Genomic DNA, 17,166 nt, shown 5'->3' on the forward strand with positions numbered 1-17,166 from the left:
CCATCTTAATCGACCTTCTTAACATCTTTCGAAATGCTTAAGCCTGCTTTTTTCGCAGCTTCGATGATTCTTTCTGGTTCGCTCAGCAAGTCTTTTTCCTTTTGAAGCTCAGTGATCTTCTTCGATTCTAAAGATACTTGCTGCTCTAATTTCTGCACCTCGATATTGGCGTGATAGACAGCAAAGGCTTTAGAAATGATGAGAATGGAGCTGCACATAAGAGCCATGACAAACATGACAAGTAAGATTTTTTCACCAAGTGTGATAGAACCTCTTCTTTTAATAACAACCGATTGGCCTTGCTGCTCTGTTTGATATTGCTTTACTTCTCTTTGGTAAGCCAAATTACTCATAAGAAACCTCCTTTTTATCATCATCTATGGTGTCGTTTTACTTTTTTTCTGCAATTCGGAGCTTCGCTGAACGGGCACGGTTGTTATGTTCCAGCTCTTGTTCTGATGCAACGATTGGTTTTCTCGTGATCAGCTTTAGCTTTGGTTCAAGTCCTTCTGGAATCACTGGTAGTCCGTGCGGAAGTTCTGGAAGAGAAGACATTTCTTTAAATGTACTTTTACAAATCCGGTCTTCAAGTGAATGGAATGTAATGACAGAAATTCTCCCCTTCGGATTGAGTAACTCTATTGCTTGTTCTAGTGCTTCTTCAAAAACTTTCAATTCATCATTTACGGCAATTCGGATCGCTTGAAACACTCTTTTTGCTGGATGTCCGCCAGTTCGTCTTGCAGGTGCGGGAATTCCTTCTTTGATAATGTCGACAAGCTCACCTGTTGTTTCAATTGGCGCTTTTTTTCTAGCTTCTTCAATTTTGCGTGCGATTTGCTTGCTGAATTTTTCTTCCCCATATTTGTAGAAAATCCGAACTAGATCTTCAAATGGCCATTCATTCACCACTTGCTTTGCCGACAATGCGGCTGTTTGATCCATTCGCATGTCAAGAGGTGCATCATGGTGATAACTAAAGCCTCTCTCTGGTGTGTCGAGCTGAGGAGATGAAACCCCAAGATCAAAAATCACACCGTCTACGCTTGTAATGCCTTGTTCATTCAGACGTTCTTTTAAATATCGGAAGTTGCTTTTTATGAAAAGAATGTTCGCTTTAGAGTCCGCGAGCTTCTCTCGTGCATGATCCAGTGCAGCATCGTCTTGGTCAAATCCAATCAATGTACCTTTTTCTGATAGTTGAGATAGTAAATATGAGCTATGACCTGCTCCGCCCAGCGTGCAGTCTACATATGTACCGTCTTCTTTGACGTTTAAACCGTCAACTGTTTCTTTTAATAATACTGTCTCATGTTGAAACATGATGTTATGGTCCCACCTTTTTCAAATAGAAATGAATGTGTAGAAAGCTTGCTGCACAAGGGATTATTATATATCAAACCCAATCATGTTTTCAGCAATTTCAGCAAAAGAATCTTCTTGCTCTTCTGTATATTGTTCCCAGATCGACTTACTCCACAACTCAATTCGATTTGAAACGCCGATGACCACACATTCTTTTTCGAGTTTTGCATATTGGAGTAGGTTTGATGCGATGTTAATGCGCCCCTGCTTGTCCAGATCGCATTCTACTGCGCCGGAGAAGAAGAACCGGGTAAACGCACGTGCATCTTTTTTCGTTAGCGGCAGTGCTTTGAGTTTCTCTTCAATTAGTTTCCACTCACTCATAGGGTAGCCAAATAAACATTGATCAAGCCCTCTCGTCAGCACAAACTGTTCTCCGAGACCGTCTCTAAATTTAGCAGGGATGATCATGCGCCCTTTTGTATCAATCGTATGTTGGTATTCACCCATGAACATGATAATCAGAGCCCCACTTTCTCACCCTTACTCTCCACTATCCACCACTTCTCTCCACAAAACTTATTTTACACTGTTTCTACATAAAAAAAAACCCTGAACTAGTCAGGGTTCATTAAAACTTTATTTCAAAGTTTGACAATTTGTTGCTTGTTTTGAAATGAAAATGGCAGATTTTTGAACGTTTTGAAGAATTCTGGACCGTATTTGTTTAAAAAGTACATGATATTCCAAATTCTTTCTTGCGGGGCATCTAGTGGTTTTAAGCTGTTTTCAATCCGTTCAAAATCTCGAAGGATATATCCTTCCTTCTCTTCCACACGCTGCGCCACCTTTTGATAAACAAATTGAAGCTGTTCTTCGATAAATTTGGCATTTTTATCTAGCAGCTGCTCGAAGTTTGGTTCAACCTCCAGTGCTTCTTGCCTCAATACACCGTGAACATTCGCTAATTCACGTTTCGCATGATCAACGGCTTGAACAAAGCTGTCTGGAAGGCTTTGTTCAAAGTGAGCCTCTTTCTTTTCTTTTACTCCGCTTGTGAGCACTTCTTCTACAGAAAGTTCTCTGACCGGGAGCTTCTTATCGATATGCCTTTCAAGAATGGTCACATGCAGTCTTGGAAGAACAGGTGCCATCTTTAATTTAAAATGCTCAAAGATTCCTTTCAGCTCTCCCCAATAGTTGACTTCACCGTGTCCTGCCATAAAAGCAAGTGTCGGGAGAAGGGTTTCCTGCATTAAGGGACGCGTCACCACATTGTTGCTGAACCGTTCTGGGTGCTCCTCAATTTCCTGCAAAAGCTCTTCTTTTGTCCATGTAAGCCCCACTTCTGATATAGAAAACTGGCCGTTTTCTTTTTCAATAAGGAAACGCTCCTCATCATATTCGTAAAACAGGTTCGCCTGATTGTCACCAGCTTCAATGATCGGCTGATATCCCGCTCGTTTCATGGCAGCCTGCGTTTCATTCAAACGAGCTGTGACCGCATCATTTGTCTCGACAATGTGCTTGAACAACGTACGTTCAAGTGGTTTAACGCCTAAGTCTCCTGAATTAAATAGAAGAAGTCCATCTTCTTCAAAAAGGTCGCATACAATCCATTCAAAGAAATCCGTAAACGTTTGTGATTTGCGTAAACATCGAAGAAGCTGATCAAGCAAGTCATTTGTATATGCAGATTCCTCATACGTTGAAAACACGTCACGTAGCCATTTCTCTGTTTTTTCTTGATGCAGCGGTGTTCTTTTTGCAGCAGTTTTTTTAACGTTATGTAATGGCAGCTTTTGCTTGACTGGACCTTTTTCGCCAGATGTGTAGACAAAATTAATTTCATCTACGTCATGATCCTCACCTGCTACCCAAAAGACTGGAATCACAGGAACGCCAAGCGCTGATTCTTTTTCTTTTGCGAACTGAATAATGGATATGATTTTATGTATGGTATAAAGCGGTCCTGAAAGTAGGCCTGCCTGCTGCCCTCCAACCACCATGACACTCCGCTTGTCACGGATCTTTTCAATGTTCTGACGCATCGCTGCCGATTCAAACTTTGCGTGGTATGCGCTCATATAATCTGCTAAAGCCTCGCGCGGGAAGCTCATTTCCATGAGATCGTCATATCTCTTTTTCCATGTGTGCTCAGAATGTATATCATAATCAAAAAAAGCAGTCATCTCTTTTTTTTCTTCTATATAATCACGTATGAATAAATTCTGACTTCGGATGGAAAGTTCAGTCAATTGCATGTTTAGAACTTCCTTTCTTCAATAAATAGTTAGTTTCCCGAAAAAGTATAGCATGTAAATGAGCTCACTCAAAAGATTTTGTTTGCTTTTTTTCCAATACTTCCAAGCTTCGATTGAAGAAAGTAAGATGTGGCGCCAGAATCTCTTGAGCTTGAGCCTTTTTTAAAAGATAGCCAACGATGGCTTTTCTTTCGGTTTCACGGCCTTTGACGATATCTTGAAGCATCGACGATTGATTGGCGGCCGTTATCTTACAAATTGAAACGACGTGTGACCAGAGCTGCTCTTTTTCAGCCAGATCTAAAATGGACAATGCTTCTTCAAATGCACATTTCATCATGTATTCATATGAAGGATTTGAAATCAATTCCCCATTTTTCACATGCAATAAAGCCGTGAGCGGGTTAATGCATACATTGACTAGCAGTTTTTCCTCCAGCACTTTTTTCCATTCATCCGTATAAATCATCTGAAAATGAGCCGGCGTTTCGTTTAAAGCATTTCTCACATCAGCTGCATCCTCAGGATGAAAAGCCCCCCACTTGATGACACCAATCCCTGTATGGTTTACCGCATGATCTGATACCTTCATCGCCCCGTGCTCTACGACACCTATATATATTGTATGCGCCGTTTTCCAGTTTTCTAAATCTAATAAGTGGGCCATGCCATTTTGTAAAAATAAGATTCGCTGACGAGGTAATGTCGATAGGTCATCAAGCACCTCTTGCAAATGATGATATTTCACCGTCACAATCAGCAGTTCAAATCCTCCTGTAATCCCTGCCCGTGCCTCGGCAGACGACCAGAATGTCTCTCCTTTTACCGTTCGCTTAATTCCTGATGTTTGAATCTCCTCTGCCTGTTCTTTTCTTCTTGTCAAAACAGTGATGTCATGATGCTGTGATAAATAACTTGCACAAAGCAGACCAATCGCACCGCCGCCAATGATTCCAATGTTCAACTGCCGCACTTCCCTTTTTCTGTTTACTTCATCATATCAACCATTTTAACAGTTTCATGCCGCGATGCAAAAAGCAGATGGCGCGCCGCGATTGAATTTTTTTAATTTAAAAACTATAATAATAAGTGTAAAAACTTTTTGAGGCGGATGGGATGAAAACGCCTTCAACGATATCACTGTCAACATTATGTGTGTAAGGGGGAAGATCATATGACACAAGTAAAGCGACTTCTAATCAATTACAAAACTTTAGAGGAATTTAAACAATTTAAGGAATATGGCATACAAGAACTATCCATGCTTGAAGACCTTGAAAGTAATATGATAGAAAATGACAGCAACTCTCCATTTTACGGGATTTATTTTGGAGATAAGCTGGTTGCACGTATGAGCCTTTATCAAGTGGACGGCTCGACGACAACGTATTTTGACCACAATCATGATTATTTAGAGCTGTGGAAGCTGGAAGTGCTTCCTGGGTATCAGCGTAAAGGGTACGGCGAGGCACTTGTTGATTTCGCCAAATCTTTCGGGTTGCCTATCCGAACCAATCCACGCGTCAAATCTGCCGGTTTTTGGGATAAAATGGGCTTTGAAGCAGTGAAATATGATATGGAACGCGATAAAGGTGAAAATCCACTCATCTGGGAGCCCGCCCATATTCAAAAGAATACAGGTGAATCCGCTTAATACTGATGGCAAAACGCCCCTCCTTTCTCTGTGAGGGGCGTTTTCTTATTTAGCATATTCTTTTAAGTTGATATTCTGTTTGACTCTTTCAACAATCCCAATGAGTGCCCGGTAATCTTCTTCTGTCATTTTTAATTGCCTCTTCAAATGTTCATTTTCTTCCGTGAGCGACTTTAGTTGATGCTGTGCATCCGCTAGTTCTTCGCGTAAATAAGCAGAGCCAGCAGGTTCTTTTTCAAGCTGCTCTAAAAACTGAATCACTTCTCGCAAGGTTAATTCAGCCTGATTTGAAGATGTCTTCTCTTCTATCGTTAACGTATTTTGCGGTAAACCCGAGGAATGAATCCCAATCTTTTTACGTAGTTCTTTTCGCTGTTTTTTCGCCAGCTCAATGCCTGCCTGATATTGTTTTCTGACGTATGAGTTCCATCTGAATCCACATGCTGCAGCTGTTCTTGACAATGCTTTCCCAACTTCCTCAAATGCGGAAAGCTGCGTTCCTCCATCTCGAATATGCCTTAAGACGACTTCTGCTAAAAGTAAATCTTCATCTTGTGTCCATGCATCCTGCCTTGTAATCGTCAATTGATCATCCCCCCTGAATCTGAATACCACATCATATGCGCTTACTAGAGTAGATAGACTATTTGCAGGAGAGAAACCTAAAAAATAGACAAATAAAAAAACGCAAGGGAAGATTCCCTTACGCTTTTTTATCAAGCATTAGTTGCTTTTTACGTCTTTGCCTTTGTATGTTCCGCAAGATTTGCAGACACGATGAGAAATTTTCATTTCACCGCATTCTGGGCAAGCTACCATACCAGGTACTTGTAGTTTGAAATGCGTACGACGCAATCTTTTTTTCATTTTAGAAGTTCTTCTAAAAGGTACAGCCATTATTCCCACCTCCTTAAAGAGTTAAGATTCATTATTTTCTTCTAAGAGCTTCTTCAAGCCTTCCAGACGCGGATCAATTCGGTTTTGATGTGCATCTTCCGAAATGACCGCCCAGTCATTCCCTTCCTGTGGTGCAGCACCTTTTACGTCTGTTTGGTCGCAAAAGATTTGCATCGGCACTTCAAGAAGAATTTCTTCCATGACTATAGGCGTTAAGTCGATGATATCGTCTTCTACAACAGATACGTCTTCATCTTCTATATCGTCTGTCTTATGAAGTACAAATAGTTCTTTCGTTGAAATCGCAAATGGATAATTTACATCAACAAGCGTTCTTGAACAAGGCAATGTCATTTCACCTGTGATGGTTAAATCAAATGCGACTTGCTTTGATTCGATCACTCCAGTCCCTTTCACCTCTACTGGTGAAATGCGACGTATATCTGAATGAAGGCTAGTAAGTTCATTTAAGTCAACCGTCTCATGAAAATCGAAGCTGTTTTTAGCTTTTTGATGTAACTGATAAACTGTCCATTTCAATTGTATCACCTCTAAGAGCAACAAACATGATTATAGCTTTCATCATGCTATTTGTCAATATTTTTTCTTTACAGTCCTTTGTGATGTCAGAGCGTTGTTTGACATCAGTTCACGGAATGCCTACACTGAAAAAAATGGGCTTCATTTTTCCCTTATGCTACTGTAGCATAGACCATTTAACCATAGCAAGAAAGGCGGAACATCTATTGAAAGCAACAGGAGTCGTTGTCGAGTACAATCCATTTCATTATGGACATGCCTATCATGTTCGCCAGGCGAAAACACATACCTCCTCAGATGTAGCCATTGCCGTCATGAGCGGTTCCTTCCTCCAGCGCGGAGAGCCTGCTATCGTCTCCAAATGGGCACGTACTAAAATGGCATTACAAAACGGTGTAGACATCGTATGTGAGCTTCCATACATATATGCAGTGCAAAAGGCAGAAACCTTTGCAAACGGCGCCGTGTCCATTCTAGACGCTTTAAAATGCCGCTCCCTTTTTTTCGGAAGCGAGGACGGAGATATCAAAGCATTTGAGCGAACAGCTCACGCTTGGCATGAGAAAAAAGAAGAAATTGATCTTTTCACAAACGCAAAAGTCAAAGAAGGGCTTAGTTATCCCGCTGCCTCTGCCGCTGCGTTTCAAGAGGTCATTGATCCTAAACATTTACTGGATCTGTCTAAGCCTAATAACATTTTAGGTTTCCATTATGTCAAAGCCATCTTAGAGAGATCTCCTCACATGCAGCCCTTTACATCTCAAAGAATTGCATCAGGTTATCATGATCAAGAGCTTCCTGAACATCAGAAAATTGCAAGCGCAACAAGTATCCGAAAAGCCTTAAAAGGGAATGGATCATTTGAGACTGTTGCCTCTTATCTCCCGGAAGCTTCGCTTAAGCAATTACATGACTATTATTCTTCTTATGATCTTTTACATACTCAAGAAGACTATTTCAGCTTCTTAAAACATGTGTTTCACACCATGGATACAGCAGAACTAGAAGGCATCTATGAAATTGAAGAAGGCATTGAACACCGCATGCAAAAGGCGATCACACATGCGTCCTCCTACGAGGAATATCTATCACTTTTGAAAACAAAACGATATACGTGGACAAGGCTGCAGCGGATGAATACGCACCTTTTAATGAGGGTAAAGAAAACTGTCATGCATGAACTGCTAAAGGAGAAACACACGCCATACATTCGTTTACTTGGTATGTCAAAGAAAGGACAGCAATACTTATCACTTGTCAAAAAAGAATTGGACGTACCGCTCATCAGCAAGCTGTCTTCCTTTTCACACCCTGCCCTTGATCTTGACATTCGCGCTTCCCGTGTCTTCAGCCTTCCCCTCAGCGAACCAATGCAAACAAAGCTAACAGAAGCAGAATTTAAAACCTCACCGATCCGCTATGATGAAGAGACTGGTCTCTTCCAATCTCGATAAAAAGAGCAGCCTTTGATAAAGGCTGCTCTCTGATTGTTGACAAAGGGCTAAAATGATCTTTATTTTAGTCCTTTGTCTTCTTTTCAGCGTGATAGAAAACCTTTGAAGTCTAGGAAGGGCGAGCACCGGAACGGAGCGAATTTGACATTCGTGAGTACCGGCGCAGAGACCTGACACCGAATGCGAGGGTTTGTCTACACGCTGAGAGCAGCCTTGATAAGGGCTGCTCTTTTTTCACTTAAGATGCTTTCTCTTTTAACTTGTTTAAATAGTTCAGTGCGTCCTGCATTGTGTCTACAGGAACGATTTTCATATCACTTTTAATATCTTTCGCTGTTTTCACTGCATTTTTGTAGTCTGAATTTGGATCACCTTTATCGTTTGGTGCAAAGAAGATATCTTTTCCTGCTTTATCTGCTGCAACGACCTTTTGATCAATTCCGCCAATTGGCCCGACCGTACCATCAGCGTCAATCGTTCCAGTTCCTGCAATCGCATAGCCATGTGTTTCGTCTTCTTTTGTCAGCTGGTTATAAATTTCAAGTGACATCATTAAACCTGCCGACGGGCCGCCGATATTTTCAATATCGACCTTAATGGAAGGCGAGACTTTCACATTTCGATCTGTAAATAATGATACGCCAATCCCAACTCGATTCGGCTCTTCTTTAAAAGGTTTTAACTTCACTTGCTGCGTGATATCCTTGCCGTTTCGTTCGAGGACAAAACGGACAGATGTACCAGCTTTTTGACGGCTGATATACGAAACCATTTTATCAGCAGAATCATACGTCTTGCCATCAACGCTTTTAATCCGGTCGCCCACTTCAATTTTACCGTAAGCAGGCATGCCTTTCATGACGTAACTCGCATATACCCCATTAAACGTATAATCTACTTTTTTGCCTGCTTTTGTATACGCTGCAATCATGGCATTCTCTTGAGAGCTTTTCATCAGCTGAAGCTGTCTTTTCATATAATCTTCATCCGACTCTCCGTCCGCTTTAATATTTTCTTCTGGGACGATCTCGTCATATTTATTCATTTTCGCAAGCAAATACGTATACGGATTTGCTGGACCTACTTTAATCGTCATAAGAGAGAAGCTGCCCTTCTCACCATATCCACCGTCCACTTGAATGTGTGGGGCAATTTCTGTTGCATCACCCGGCTTTGTCACGTAATACGGCAGTTTGACAAAAGTTAAGCCAAATAAGACAAGAACAACGATAAAAAAGCTGAGCCAGCGAATATTCAATTTTTTCATTCGATTAACACTCCCATTTATCAATGACATCTTTCAGTTTACCTGTTAATTGGTCTGCGGCGAGCTCCCCAGCTTCAATCATCTCCTGAACCTGTGTGAACGAACTAGAGCTAAATGTTTCAAGCCTCGGCCGAATCATGAGATCTGCATGAATGGTTTGATGACGGACCAATTCATTTTGAAGGATGTCCAAACTTTGCATAATCACATCCGATAATCTCGTCGCCTTTTCTGTTTTTTTCACCCTTGATACATCAGAGGCGATGATAAGGTCTGCGCCCATTTCTTTTAACACAGACACAGGAATGCGGTCAACAACCGCTCCATCCACCAGCTGTCTGCCGCCCATTTCGTGAGGAACAAACACACCTGGAATGCTGATGCTTGCTCTGACTGCTTGTGAGACAGACCCTTCTTTAAACACAACCTTCTCCCCTGTTTCGAGGTCACAGGCGACCACCGCAAGAGGCATTCTTAATTCTTCGAATGTTTTCCCATATGTAAACGTGTGAATCAGCTGCAAAATTCGATTTCCTTTTAAAAGACCGATTTTTGGCAGTGTATAGTCAGCATAATACTTTCTTCTGAAGACAAGTGCAAGTTTTTTCATTTTTTCTACGTCTTGTCCTGCCGCATAAAAGCTCCCAACAAGTGCACCAATACTGCTTCCTGCGATCATATCTACCTGTATCCCTTCTTTCTCAAGACTAGACAAAACCCCGATATGCGCCATTCCCCTCGCACCCCCGGAGCCTAATGCAAGCCCGATGATCGGTCGCTTCATGAAAATCCACCCTCCTCTTTCTATGCATATATACGAATCTATAGGTCTAAACATGCCCCTACTGCTCGTATAGTAATAGAAGACAGGCTCGGCTAGTTTCTTTTCTACAATCACGAGCTCGCCAATAGATCATAACGGCAAGGGGCGAAATCTCCATGAAAAAATGGAACACTCTGTTCATCGCTGCTTTTTTTATTTTTTTAACAGCCACTGTGATTACACACCCACAAGCCTCTTTACAAGCGTCGAAAAATGGACTTGCAATGTGGTGGGAGGTTGTGTTTCCATCATTGCTTCCTTTTTTTATTTTGTCCGAGCTATTAATTAGTTTTGGGATTGTCAGATTTGTCGGTGTATTATTAGAGCCATTTATGCGTCCCATCTTCCGGGTGCCGGGTGTAGGCGGATTTGTCCTAGCAATGGGAATGGCTTCAGGGTTTCCTTCAGGTGCGAAATTAACGACAAGATTGAGGCAGGAAAGACAGCTGACGCGAATCGAAGCAGAGCGTCTCGTTTCCTTTACAAATTCATCGAATCCATTGTTTATTTTCGGTGCGGTGGCTGTTGGTTTTTTTCATCACCCAGCTTTAGGCATTGTATTAGCAAGCGCACATTATTTAGGGAACCTTGCTGTTGGTGTGACGATGCGGGGATATAAAGCGCGGCATGATGCGCATCTAAGAAGCCGTAAGAAATTTTTATTCCCGCCGTTTAAAGAGGCATTTCATGCTCTTCATACAGCAAGACTCGCAGAGAAAAGACCGCTCGGCCAAATTTTAAGTGATGCAGTCATGTCATCAGTCCAAACACTCTTTATGATTGGCGGCTTTATTATCTTATTTTCTGTGTTTAGCAAAATGCTGTCAGTTGTCCATGTGACAGACCTTTTATCCATAGGGCTCAGATATATGCTGCAAACGATGCACCTTCCGCCAGAATTAGACCTTGCCATGATTGCTGGTTTATTTGAAATCACATTAGGAAGCCAGATGACAGGGTCACAGGAAGTCACCCTTCTCGCTAAAACCATTGTCGTCAGCTTTATTTTAGGATTCAGCGGGTTTTCTGTTCAAGCCCAAGTCGCCGGCATTCTAGCGGCAACCGATATCCGCTTTAAACCATTTTTCTTCGCCCGTTTGCTTCACGGGATTTATGCAGCTGTTTTTGCCTTTTTATTATTCAAGCCTCTTTATGTCTCTCGATCAGACATCGCTCTCCCAGCGGGTGCCTTTGATGCAGGCCAGCAGGTCGTCATGTTCAGCAGCGTGCTTTGGAATCAGCTTGTGACAGCTGGTCCTTTGATCACACTTTGCAGCTTGATTGTGTATATCGCGCTCTACTATCGGAAATTAAAAAATGGATGAGTGCTGGGTGCACTCATCCATTAAATTTTTCCTTCAGCGCTGCTTCTACCTCTTTTGGTACAAGATCTTTGACTGCCCCATGATATTTCGCTACTTCTTTGACAATGCTGGAGCTTAAGAAGGAATATTGATTGTTGGTCATCATAAAAAACGTTTCAATTTCATCGTCTAACACTTTGTTCATTGAGGTGCCTTGCATCTCATACTCAAAGTCCGTCACAGCCCTTAGTCCGCGTAAAATAACTTTGGCTTCTTTTTGCTTCGCATAATCAACGAGAAGGCCGTGAAAGGATTCAACTTTGATATTTGGCAGCTCCTTCGTCGCTTGGCGAATAAGCTCACACCGTTCTTCAACAGTAAATAACGGTTTTTTAGATGAATTATTTAATACACATACATACACTTCATCAAAAATCTTTGCACCTCTTTTGATGATATCCAAATGCCCCAATGTGACTGGATCGAAGCTGCCCGGACAAACGGCTATGTTCCCCATATTAATTTCCCCGCTTTCTATAGATCGTAATACCAGTCAATCCGTACAGTTCCTGTCTTGTGATGTGAAGTTGTCCTGCTTCTTCTGGCAGCTTCACATCTTTGTCGTGCTCACATACGATCACGCCGTCATCTGTTAACAAGGCGTGCTCGTCAATCATTTCAAGAAGTGCTTTTAGCTGTTGATCTTTATACGGCGGATCAAGGAAGATGGCTTGAAAGGATTCCTCTCGTTTCACAATAGCTGCGAGTGCACGCTTTGCTTCATTTCGAAACACTTCACTTTGATCCATTAGCGACAATTGATTCAGATTGCCTTTAATCGTCTGAATCGCCTTCATATCTCGATCAACAAATATGCAATGATCGAATCCTCTAGAAAGCGCTTCAATTCCTAAACCACCGCTTCCTGCAAATAAATCAAGGGCCCATCCGCCATCGAAATACGGGCCGATCATATTAAATATCGATTCTTTTACTTTATCTGTCGTCGGTCTTGTTGATTGACCTGGTACCGCTTTAAGTGTGCGGCCTTTTCTCGTTCCAGAGATGACTCTCATTTTTCCACCACTTTTTCTGCTTGCTTCTATTGGTCATTGTTTATGACAAAAAATTCAACATTATCTTACCACATCACTCTTCAAGGAACAATGCGCGGATTTTCATTCATTTTCTATGTATAGATCAAGAAATCCGGGGTCATACTACTTATAACAGCATCTGATGTGGTGCTGTTGCCAACCGCGGAGAAGACTTACGTTTCCCCATAAGTTCTTCCTCCGGTTTCTCCTCTCCCTTTGCCTTCTCCTTAATGAATCATTAAGAATAGAAGGACCCCGCGGGTGATGCCGCGGGGATTTTTTTGTGTCTTTAAAAGCCCACCTTATAATCATACTCTTTTGCTTTGTCCAATTTGGATTCGTACTCTAATTTAATAAAAGGTTTATATGAAGGCTCAACACGTTTCACAAATGGTAACGAGCTGAGCTTAGCCATATGGCGCTCAAGATCATTCATATCACAATAGATCACCGCATATTTCATTTTCCTTGAAATATAGTGAACATTCCCGAATTTTCTTAGCGCTTTTGACTGCTTTAACGAATGCAGCCAGACGACCATCCCTTGACGTTTGGTTTCCATCTTTTCACCTGCCGCTTTTCAATTCTTTTCATTCATTATGTAAAAGACGAGACATTCAAGTCTCGTCAAGATACTTTACAGCCGCAGCTGCCACCTGATCCACAGCCACCGCCGCATGATGATAGACCATCAAAATATGGGTTCCCTGTTGGAACTTTAATATATGCTGATACAGCTTGACCGATTTCAATACTAATCTCATCTAAGATGGATTGAATCGCTGTTTCTGCTTTTTTGAAATCAACCACTGTATCGTGAAGATCTAGCTTTCTTTTGACCTCACGCATTTCCTTTGAGATCGTTCTATAGTCCGGATGGTATTTGCCGAACCGCTGCACATCCTCATATTGCTCTTTTACTTTTGTAAAATGGGCAATAATTTGTTGGGCTTCTTCGTCTTGCTGGAGACGCTTAAAGCAGTTGCGGTAATGTTCAGCCTCCTCCGACTGAAGAATCATAGCAGCCAATTGATTTGCTTCCTCTTGGAGCTCCACAGATTCGATTGTCGCATACATAAATGTTGCACCTCCAATTCATAGTTTACCACGAAACCTATGGATCAGAAAATGCTTTTACGTGACAAATACATCCCATGTTTCTCTTTTCTGTTTATATTCTGGATGACGAGAATTCAGCACAACAGTCATTTTATGCTTTCCTTTTGAAAGGTGCTTGACCACAAATGCCGCAGTATACTCATTCCCTGCACGTTTCCCGTCTACATACACTGTGAAATATCCTGCCTTTTCGTTCTTTTTTAGACGCTCTGGCTGAAGATGAAAATCTTGAAGTGTACTTTCTATATAGACAGACGATCCCTGCACTTTGTATTTCAAAAAGCCTTGCTGCTTCATTTCGCTTTGGGTTTGCTGCATGACTGGTACTGCTGGGTCTTGCTTGATCACTTGCTCTTCTCCATGTTGACTTTGACACCCGGTAACAAGAAAAAGCAATGCGCCTATTGACAGCATCCATTTCATCATCTGATTCTCCTTTCATCTACTTTTATAGGATGCTCAGGAAATAGACATCTTAATCAACTCAAAAAAGCCTCAACCGGCTCCATTTTGATTGCGCATTGCTTGGAACATTTGAATCATCATTTCAGCCATTTGGATGCTATTGCTCAACTGACTTACACGATGAGGAATGGTTTTTTCGTAAAAGTTCATTTTATCTAATTCAAAGGACGATAGATTTTCAGGATGTCGCGTCAGCTGTCTGTACCAGAGAGGACGCTGCCTTATGAATTTGATTCGATCCTCTTCGGCCATGACAAATTCCTGTACTTCTTTTCGCACCAGAAGCATCCCCTTTCACTTAATCTTTCCTGAAGGAGAATGGGTGCTGACTGCCTCCAGATGAACCTTTCTTTGAACCATTGGATGAAAATTGGCCGAGTAAGCTTTGTAAAGAGGAAATAGACTGGCTCATTTTGTTAATCTGTTCATTCATTTGATCAGCGTCCATTTTTTTCACAGCAGAAACCATTTTAGACATAAAATCTGCTTTTCCTACTTCACTTGGCTTAGAGGCTTTTTCTTCTTTAGCGTCTTCAGATTTCGATTGCCGGTAAGGTGACCACATCTCATCTTCCTCACCAAACATGACCCAATTCTCGTATACACTTTGCCAGCTTTTTTCTTGCGTTTGCACTTCTTGAATTAACTTCGGATGGCGTCTGACGAATTGTTTAAATTCATCAATGGATGTTTGTTTTTGCTTATTTGTCATATCCTCACCCCCCATACAAATGCCTACTATACTATATACACCGGCATCTATTTTGGTGAGCCTCTTTTTAAACATCAAAAAAACAGCTGCGACTTATGCAGCTGCTTTCGTTTAAGATGTTTTCTTGATGAAATTCTGGGTGTAATATTTTTCTTTCACCCCTACGCCAAGATGCGTGTAATCTTTATTTAATAACGCCTTCCTGTGACCTTCACTATTGAGCCAGCCCTCTACCGCTGCAGGTCCATCGACATAGTTATAGGCAATGTTTTCACCTGCGAGCTGAAAGCCCACCTCGCCTCTTTCTAACCGGTCTTTCAGCGTACCGTATTTTTTAGATTCATGGGAGAAATAATGATTCTCTTTCATGTCCTCACTATGCATAAAGGCCACTTCAGAGGTTTCATCATCCCACTTTAAGATCGGCAGGCTGTACTTATGGCGGATAATATTGGTCATATCAAAAATTTGTTTTTGACTGGATGTTTCGATATCTTTCCACTTTTCGCCCGATATCGGCTCAGGTTCTACCAATTGACCTCGGTAGACGACCTCATACGGCTTTTGTTTCACAAATGTATCTGCGTTGAAGGCCCTGATACTTGATAGGGTGCTTTCAAACTTATCCATGTAAAGCTGAACATACACATCATCTCCCACTTTCACAGTGGGTCTTGTATTCATATCATCTTCTGAGAATTCAAAGCGGTATGAATTTTGTTCATCCTCTACATGAATGTAAGGTGCAATTTGTGTTTTCTTAAATACTTCACTCGTGGCTTGACCGATTTTAAATGGTTCTACATTCAGTCCGTCTCCTGTTGCAAACAAGGTCACCACTTTACTATCCTTTACCCCTACTTGAATATAGTGCTTCTTCGATTGGTTGTAAATCCACCAGTCATAATCATATGCGGAAGGATCAATGCGATCTGGTTCTCCCAGCTGTTTAAGCACTTCGTTTGAAGATTTCCCCATAAAGGACATGAGCCCCTTCTTTGGGATGTTGATCGGCTTATCGCTAGATGTTTCTTCATTAGACACCTTCGGCTCATTGCTGTTTTCTTTTTCTGGTGAAGATCCATATTGAATAAACAGAACGTACGTTCCAGATATAATCAGGAGGATGAGGAGTGTTTTGAGCACAGTTTTCAAATAAACACCTCCGTTAAATTGGCAAGGTACAAAAAGTACCTTCTACTGTCATTTAAACAAAACTTGCTCCATTTATCAACGACAATACAGCCTATTTAACACGAATTTAAAATATGCCCCTCTTAATGAAGAAATCCTTGTCCATGATCTTGATCCTGTTGAGAGATTTCTGTCAGTGCATCTCCCGCGCGATCATTTGATAAATCTTCGACAGATAAATCTCCAAGAGCGACAATTCCTGTTAATGCGCCGTTTTTCACAACGGGAATGCGGCGGAGCTGATGCTCTGACATGAGCCGGACAATTTCTTCAAGCGTTGCATCTTCTTCAGCTGTTAGTACTTCCTTTGTCATCAGCGAGCCCACTTCCTGTGAATTTGGCTTTTTTTCTGCAATGCCTCTAAGCACAAGGTCACGGTCTGTCACTATTCCAACGAGCTGATCTCCGTCAACTACTGGAATGGCACCGATGTCAGCATCTCTCATTTTGACTGCTGCTTCATACGTATTGTCATCTTGCTGACATGTCACTACTTTTTTTGTCATAATATCTTTGATTTTTTTCGTTTTCACGTTGATTCCTCCATCCGTTATTTTCTTTATTACTGTAACCAGCTTATAAAAGAACATACCTTTCACAGTTGAAAGTTTAACGCTTTCATACTATGATTGTCAGTAAAGGGAAATTTTATAAGGAGGGGTTTTGGGTGAAGTTTGAAGGTACGGGGATTGAAGAGGTATCAGCTGACTTAAATAAATTAGATTTCATTATGGAAAGTGAAGGATTTGTACGAGCTGATCAATGGGATTATGAGCGTGTGACGTACGACAGAAAATACAGCATGGTAGAGGGAACCTTTTATTTACGAATTTCCGGCTACGCCACTGAAGGAGATGTCGGTTCCAAAAAGGCACACATCCAGCTTCTAACACCATTACTTGGAAAACACTATTATCCACATGGCGTTGAATATGGCGAAGGCGAAGAATTCCCTAAGTCTCTCATCCAATCAAGCAAAAAAACACTTGCACAACTGAAGGAAAAACTAGAAGCCATGACGGCTGAAGCATAAAACAAGGCTAAAATGATCTTTTAGCCATGAAATAAAGC

General features: G+C 41.5%; 23 protein-coding genes. 4 read left to right on the plus strand and 19 right to left on the minus strand.

All coding sequences use genetic code 11. From position 1 onward, the window contains the following. Window positions 1-5: 5 nt before the first annotated feature. From ftsL to QSJ46_RS11170, 5 genes are all read right to left on the minus strand, one after another. Window positions 6-353, minus strand: a complete 348-nt coding sequence (gene ftsL / locus QSJ46_RS11150) for a cell division protein FtsL (RefSeq protein WP_039178324.1) — start codon at window positions 351-353, stop codon at window positions 6-8. Window positions 354-390: 37 nt separating this feature from the next. Continuing rightward, window positions 391-1,323 (minus strand): 16S rRNA (cytosine(1402)-N(4))-methyltransferase RsmH, encoded by a 933-nt coding sequence (gene rsmH / locus QSJ46_RS11155; protein WP_024426925.1) that lies wholly within the window; start codon window positions 1,321-1,323, stop codon window positions 391-393. A gap of 66 nt (window positions 1,324-1,389) precedes the next feature. After that, the gene (gene mraZ / locus QSJ46_RS11160) at window positions 1,390-1,821 is read right to left on the minus strand and encodes a division/cell wall cluster transcriptional repressor MraZ (protein ID WP_003211163.1); all 432 of its coding nucleotides are present in this window, start codon (window positions 1,819-1,821) and stop codon (window positions 1,390-1,392) included. A gap of 128 nt (window positions 1,822-1,949) precedes the next feature. After that, window positions 1,950-3,569 (minus strand): bacillithiol biosynthesis cysteine-adding enzyme BshC, encoded by a 1,620-nt coding sequence (gene bshC / locus QSJ46_RS11165; RefSeq protein WP_107163614.1) that lies wholly within the window; start codon window positions 3,567-3,569, stop codon window positions 1,950-1,952. A 64-nt stretch (window positions 3,570-3,633) separates the two neighbouring features. Then, complete coding sequence (locus QSJ46_RS11170) at window positions 3,634-4,533, minus strand: 2-dehydropantoate 2-reductase (RefSeq protein WP_285604719.1); 900 nt, start codon at window positions 4,531-4,533, stop codon at window positions 3,634-3,636. A 210-nt stretch (window positions 4,534-4,743) separates the two neighbouring features. On the opposite strand from QSJ46_RS11170, the gene QSJ46_RS11175 reads away from it, so the two are divergent. Then, entirely contained in the window at window positions 4,744-5,223 is a 480-nt protein-coding gene (locus tag QSJ46_RS11175; protein WP_007499784.1) for an N-acetyltransferase, read from the plus strand. Between the two features lie 45 nt (window positions 5,224-5,268). Here QSJ46_RS11175 and gerR read toward each other — a convergent pair whose 3' ends face one another. The 3 genes from gerR to QSJ46_RS11190 form a co-directional block, all read right to left on the minus strand. Then, window positions 5,269-5,808 (minus strand): sporulation-specific transcriptional regulator GerR, encoded by a 540-nt coding sequence (gene gerR, locus QSJ46_RS11180; RefSeq protein WP_047202102.1) that lies wholly within the window; start codon window positions 5,806-5,808, stop codon window positions 5,269-5,271. Window positions 5,809-5,946: 138 nt separating this feature from the next. Continuing rightward, window positions 5,947-6,120: a 50S ribosomal protein L32 gene (rpmF, locus tag QSJ46_RS11185; protein ID WP_008354700.1), complete on the minus strand. Its 174-nt coding sequence runs from the start codon at window positions 6,118-6,120 to the stop codon at window positions 5,947-5,949. 21 nt (window positions 6,121-6,141) lie between these two features. Then, window positions 6,142-6,660 (minus strand): YceD family protein, encoded by a 519-nt coding sequence (locus tag QSJ46_RS11190; protein ID WP_107163612.1) that lies wholly within the window; start codon window positions 6,658-6,660, stop codon window positions 6,142-6,144. A gap of 206 nt (window positions 6,661-6,866) precedes the next feature. Here QSJ46_RS11190 and QSJ46_RS11195 point away from each other — a divergent pair, with 206 nt between their 5' ends. Continuing rightward, window positions 6,867-8,114, plus strand: coding sequence for a nucleotidyltransferase (locus tag QSJ46_RS11195; protein ID WP_285604720.1), 1,248 nt, complete (start codon window positions 6,867-6,869; stop codon window positions 8,112-8,114). 238 nt (window positions 8,115-8,352) lie between these two features. Here QSJ46_RS11195 and QSJ46_RS11200 read toward each other — a convergent pair whose 3' ends face one another. Then, a complete protein-coding gene (locus QSJ46_RS11200; RefSeq protein ID WP_047201772.1) occupies window positions 8,353-9,381 on the minus strand; it encodes a SepM family pheromone-processing serine protease in 1,029 nt (342 codons plus the stop codon). A 4-nt stretch (window positions 9,382-9,385) separates the two neighbouring features. Then, window positions 9,386-10,165, minus strand: coding sequence for a patatin-like phospholipase family protein (locus QSJ46_RS11205; RefSeq protein WP_107163609.1), 780 nt, complete (start codon window positions 10,163-10,165; stop codon window positions 9,386-9,388). 155 nt (window positions 10,166-10,320) lie between these two features. On the opposite strand from QSJ46_RS11205, the gene ylbJ reads away from it, so the two are divergent. Next, window positions 10,321-11,529: a sporulation integral membrane protein YlbJ gene (gene ylbJ / locus QSJ46_RS11210; RefSeq protein WP_047201770.1), complete on the plus strand. Its 1,209-nt coding sequence runs from the start codon at window positions 10,321-10,323 to the stop codon at window positions 11,527-11,529. A 13-nt stretch (window positions 11,530-11,542) separates the two neighbouring features. Here ylbJ and coaD read toward each other — a convergent pair whose 3' ends face one another. The 9 genes from coaD to QSJ46_RS11255 form a co-directional block, all read right to left on the minus strand. Then, the gene (gene coaD, locus QSJ46_RS11215) at window positions 11,543-12,025 is read right to left on the minus strand and encodes a pantetheine-phosphate adenylyltransferase (RefSeq protein ID WP_024426917.1); all 483 of its coding nucleotides are present in this window, start codon (window positions 12,023-12,025) and stop codon (window positions 11,543-11,545) included. 1 nt (window position 12,026) lies between these two features. Beyond that, on the minus strand, window positions 12,027-12,584 hold the full coding sequence (gene rsmD, locus QSJ46_RS11220) for a 16S rRNA (guanine(966)-N(2))-methyltransferase RsmD (protein WP_047201769.1): 558 nt from the start codon (window positions 12,582-12,584) through the stop codon (window positions 12,027-12,029). 310 nt (window positions 12,585-12,894) lie between these two features. After that, a complete protein-coding gene (locus tag QSJ46_RS11225) occupies window positions 12,895-13,167 on the minus strand; it encodes a YlbG family protein (RefSeq protein WP_003212137.1) in 273 nt (90 codons plus the stop codon). A gap of 65 nt (window positions 13,168-13,232) precedes the next feature. After that, window positions 13,233-13,682 carry a regulatory iron-sulfur-containing complex subunit RicF gene (gene ricF / locus QSJ46_RS11230; RefSeq protein ID WP_007499807.1) on the minus strand — a complete coding sequence of 150 codons (450 nt, stop codon included), beginning with the start codon at window positions 13,680-13,682 and terminating at the stop codon, window positions 13,233-13,235. A gap of 57 nt (window positions 13,683-13,739) precedes the next feature. Then, window positions 13,740-14,150, minus strand: coding sequence for a hypothetical protein (locus QSJ46_RS11235; RefSeq protein ID WP_285604721.1), 411 nt, complete (start codon window positions 14,148-14,150; stop codon window positions 13,740-13,742). 69 nt (window positions 14,151-14,219) lie between these two features. Further along, window positions 14,220-14,468, minus strand: coding sequence for a YlbE-like family protein (locus QSJ46_RS11240; RefSeq protein ID WP_285604722.1), 249 nt, complete (start codon window positions 14,466-14,468; stop codon window positions 14,220-14,222). 19 nt (window positions 14,469-14,487) lie between these two features. Continuing rightward, the gene (locus tag QSJ46_RS11245) at window positions 14,488-14,901 is read right to left on the minus strand and encodes a YlbD family protein (protein WP_047201768.1); all 414 of its coding nucleotides are present in this window, start codon (window positions 14,899-14,901) and stop codon (window positions 14,488-14,490) included. A gap of 111 nt (window positions 14,902-15,012) precedes the next feature. Continuing rightward, on the minus strand, window positions 15,013-16,056 hold the full coding sequence (locus QSJ46_RS11250; RefSeq protein ID WP_285604723.1) for a CAP domain-containing protein: 1,044 nt from the start codon (window positions 16,054-16,056) through the stop codon (window positions 15,013-15,015). A 122-nt stretch (window positions 16,057-16,178) separates the two neighbouring features. Next, the gene (locus QSJ46_RS11255; RefSeq protein WP_034663862.1) at window positions 16,179-16,601 is read right to left on the minus strand and encodes a CBS domain-containing protein; all 423 of its coding nucleotides are present in this window, start codon (window positions 16,599-16,601) and stop codon (window positions 16,179-16,181) included. A 161-nt stretch (window positions 16,602-16,762) separates the two neighbouring features. Here QSJ46_RS11255 and QSJ46_RS11260 point away from each other — a divergent pair, with 161 nt between their 5' ends. Next, entirely contained in the window at window positions 16,763-17,128 is a 366-nt protein-coding gene (locus QSJ46_RS11260) for a YugN family protein (protein WP_039178290.1), read from the plus strand. Window positions 17,129-17,166: the final 38 nt, after the last annotated feature.

The sequence above is a fragment of the Bacillus sp. YKCMOAS1 genome, from assembly GCF_030268125.1.
Classification (GTDB): domain Bacteria; phylum Bacillota; class Bacilli; order Bacillales; family Bacillaceae; genus Bacillus; species Bacillus safensis.

Excerpts from the sequence above, each read along its gene's own strand:
- ftsL (WP_039178324.1), bottom strand. The coding sequence starts at position 353 with ATGAGTAATTTGGCTTACCAAAGAGAAGTAAAGCAATATCAAACAGAG.
- rsmH (WP_024426925.1), bottom strand. The coding sequence starts at position 1,323 with ATGTTTCAACATGAGACAGTATTATTAAAAGAAACAGTTGACGGTTTA.
- mraZ (WP_003211163.1), bottom strand. The coding sequence starts at position 1,821 with ATGTTCATGGGTGAATACCAACATACGATTGATACAAAAGGGCGCATG.
- bshC (WP_107163614.1), bottom strand. The coding sequence starts at position 3,569 with ATGCAATTGACTGAACTTTCCATCCGAAGTCAGAATTTATTCATACGT.
- QSJ46_RS11175 (WP_007499784.1), top strand. The coding sequence starts at position 4,744 with ATGACACAAGTAAAGCGACTTCTAATCAATTACAAAACTTTAGAGGAA.
- rpmF (WP_008354700.1), bottom strand. The coding sequence starts at position 6,120 with ATGGCTGTACCTTTTAGAAGAACTTCTAAAATGAAAAAAAGATTGCGT.
- QSJ46_RS11200 (WP_047201772.1), bottom strand. The coding sequence starts at position 9,381 with ATGAAAAAATTGAATATTCGCTGGCTCAGCTTTTTTATCGTTGTTCTT.
- QSJ46_RS11205 (WP_107163609.1), bottom strand. The coding sequence starts at position 10,165 with ATGAAGCGACCGATCATCGGGCTTGCATTAGGCTCCGGGGGTGCGAGG.
- ylbJ (WP_047201770.1), top strand. The coding sequence starts at position 10,321 with ATGAAAAAATGGAACACTCTGTTCATCGCTGCTTTTTTTATTTTTTTA.
- coaD (WP_024426917.1), bottom strand. The coding sequence starts at position 12,025 with ATGGGGAACATAGCCGTTTGTCCGGGCAGCTTCGATCCAGTCACATTG.
- rsmD (WP_047201769.1), bottom strand. The coding sequence starts at position 12,584 with ATGAGAGTCATCTCTGGAACGAGAAAAGGCCGCACACTTAAAGCGGTA.
- QSJ46_RS11225 (WP_003212137.1), bottom strand. The coding sequence starts at position 13,167 with ATGGAAACCAAACGTCAAGGGATGGTCGTCTGGCTGCATTCGTTAAAG.
- ricF (WP_007499807.1), bottom strand. The coding sequence starts at position 13,682 with ATGTATGCGACAATCGAATCTGTGGAGCTCCAAGAGGAAGCAAATCAA.
- QSJ46_RS11235 (WP_285604721.1), bottom strand. The coding sequence starts at position 14,150 with ATGATGAAATGGATGCTGTCAATAGGCGCATTGCTTTTTCTTGTTACC.
- QSJ46_RS11245 (WP_047201768.1), bottom strand. The coding sequence starts at position 14,901 with ATGACAAATAAGCAAAAACAAACATCCATTGATGAATTTAAACAATTC.
- QSJ46_RS11255 (WP_034663862.1), bottom strand. The coding sequence starts at position 16,601 with ATGACAAAAAAAGTAGTGACATGTCAGCAAGATGACAATACGTATGAA.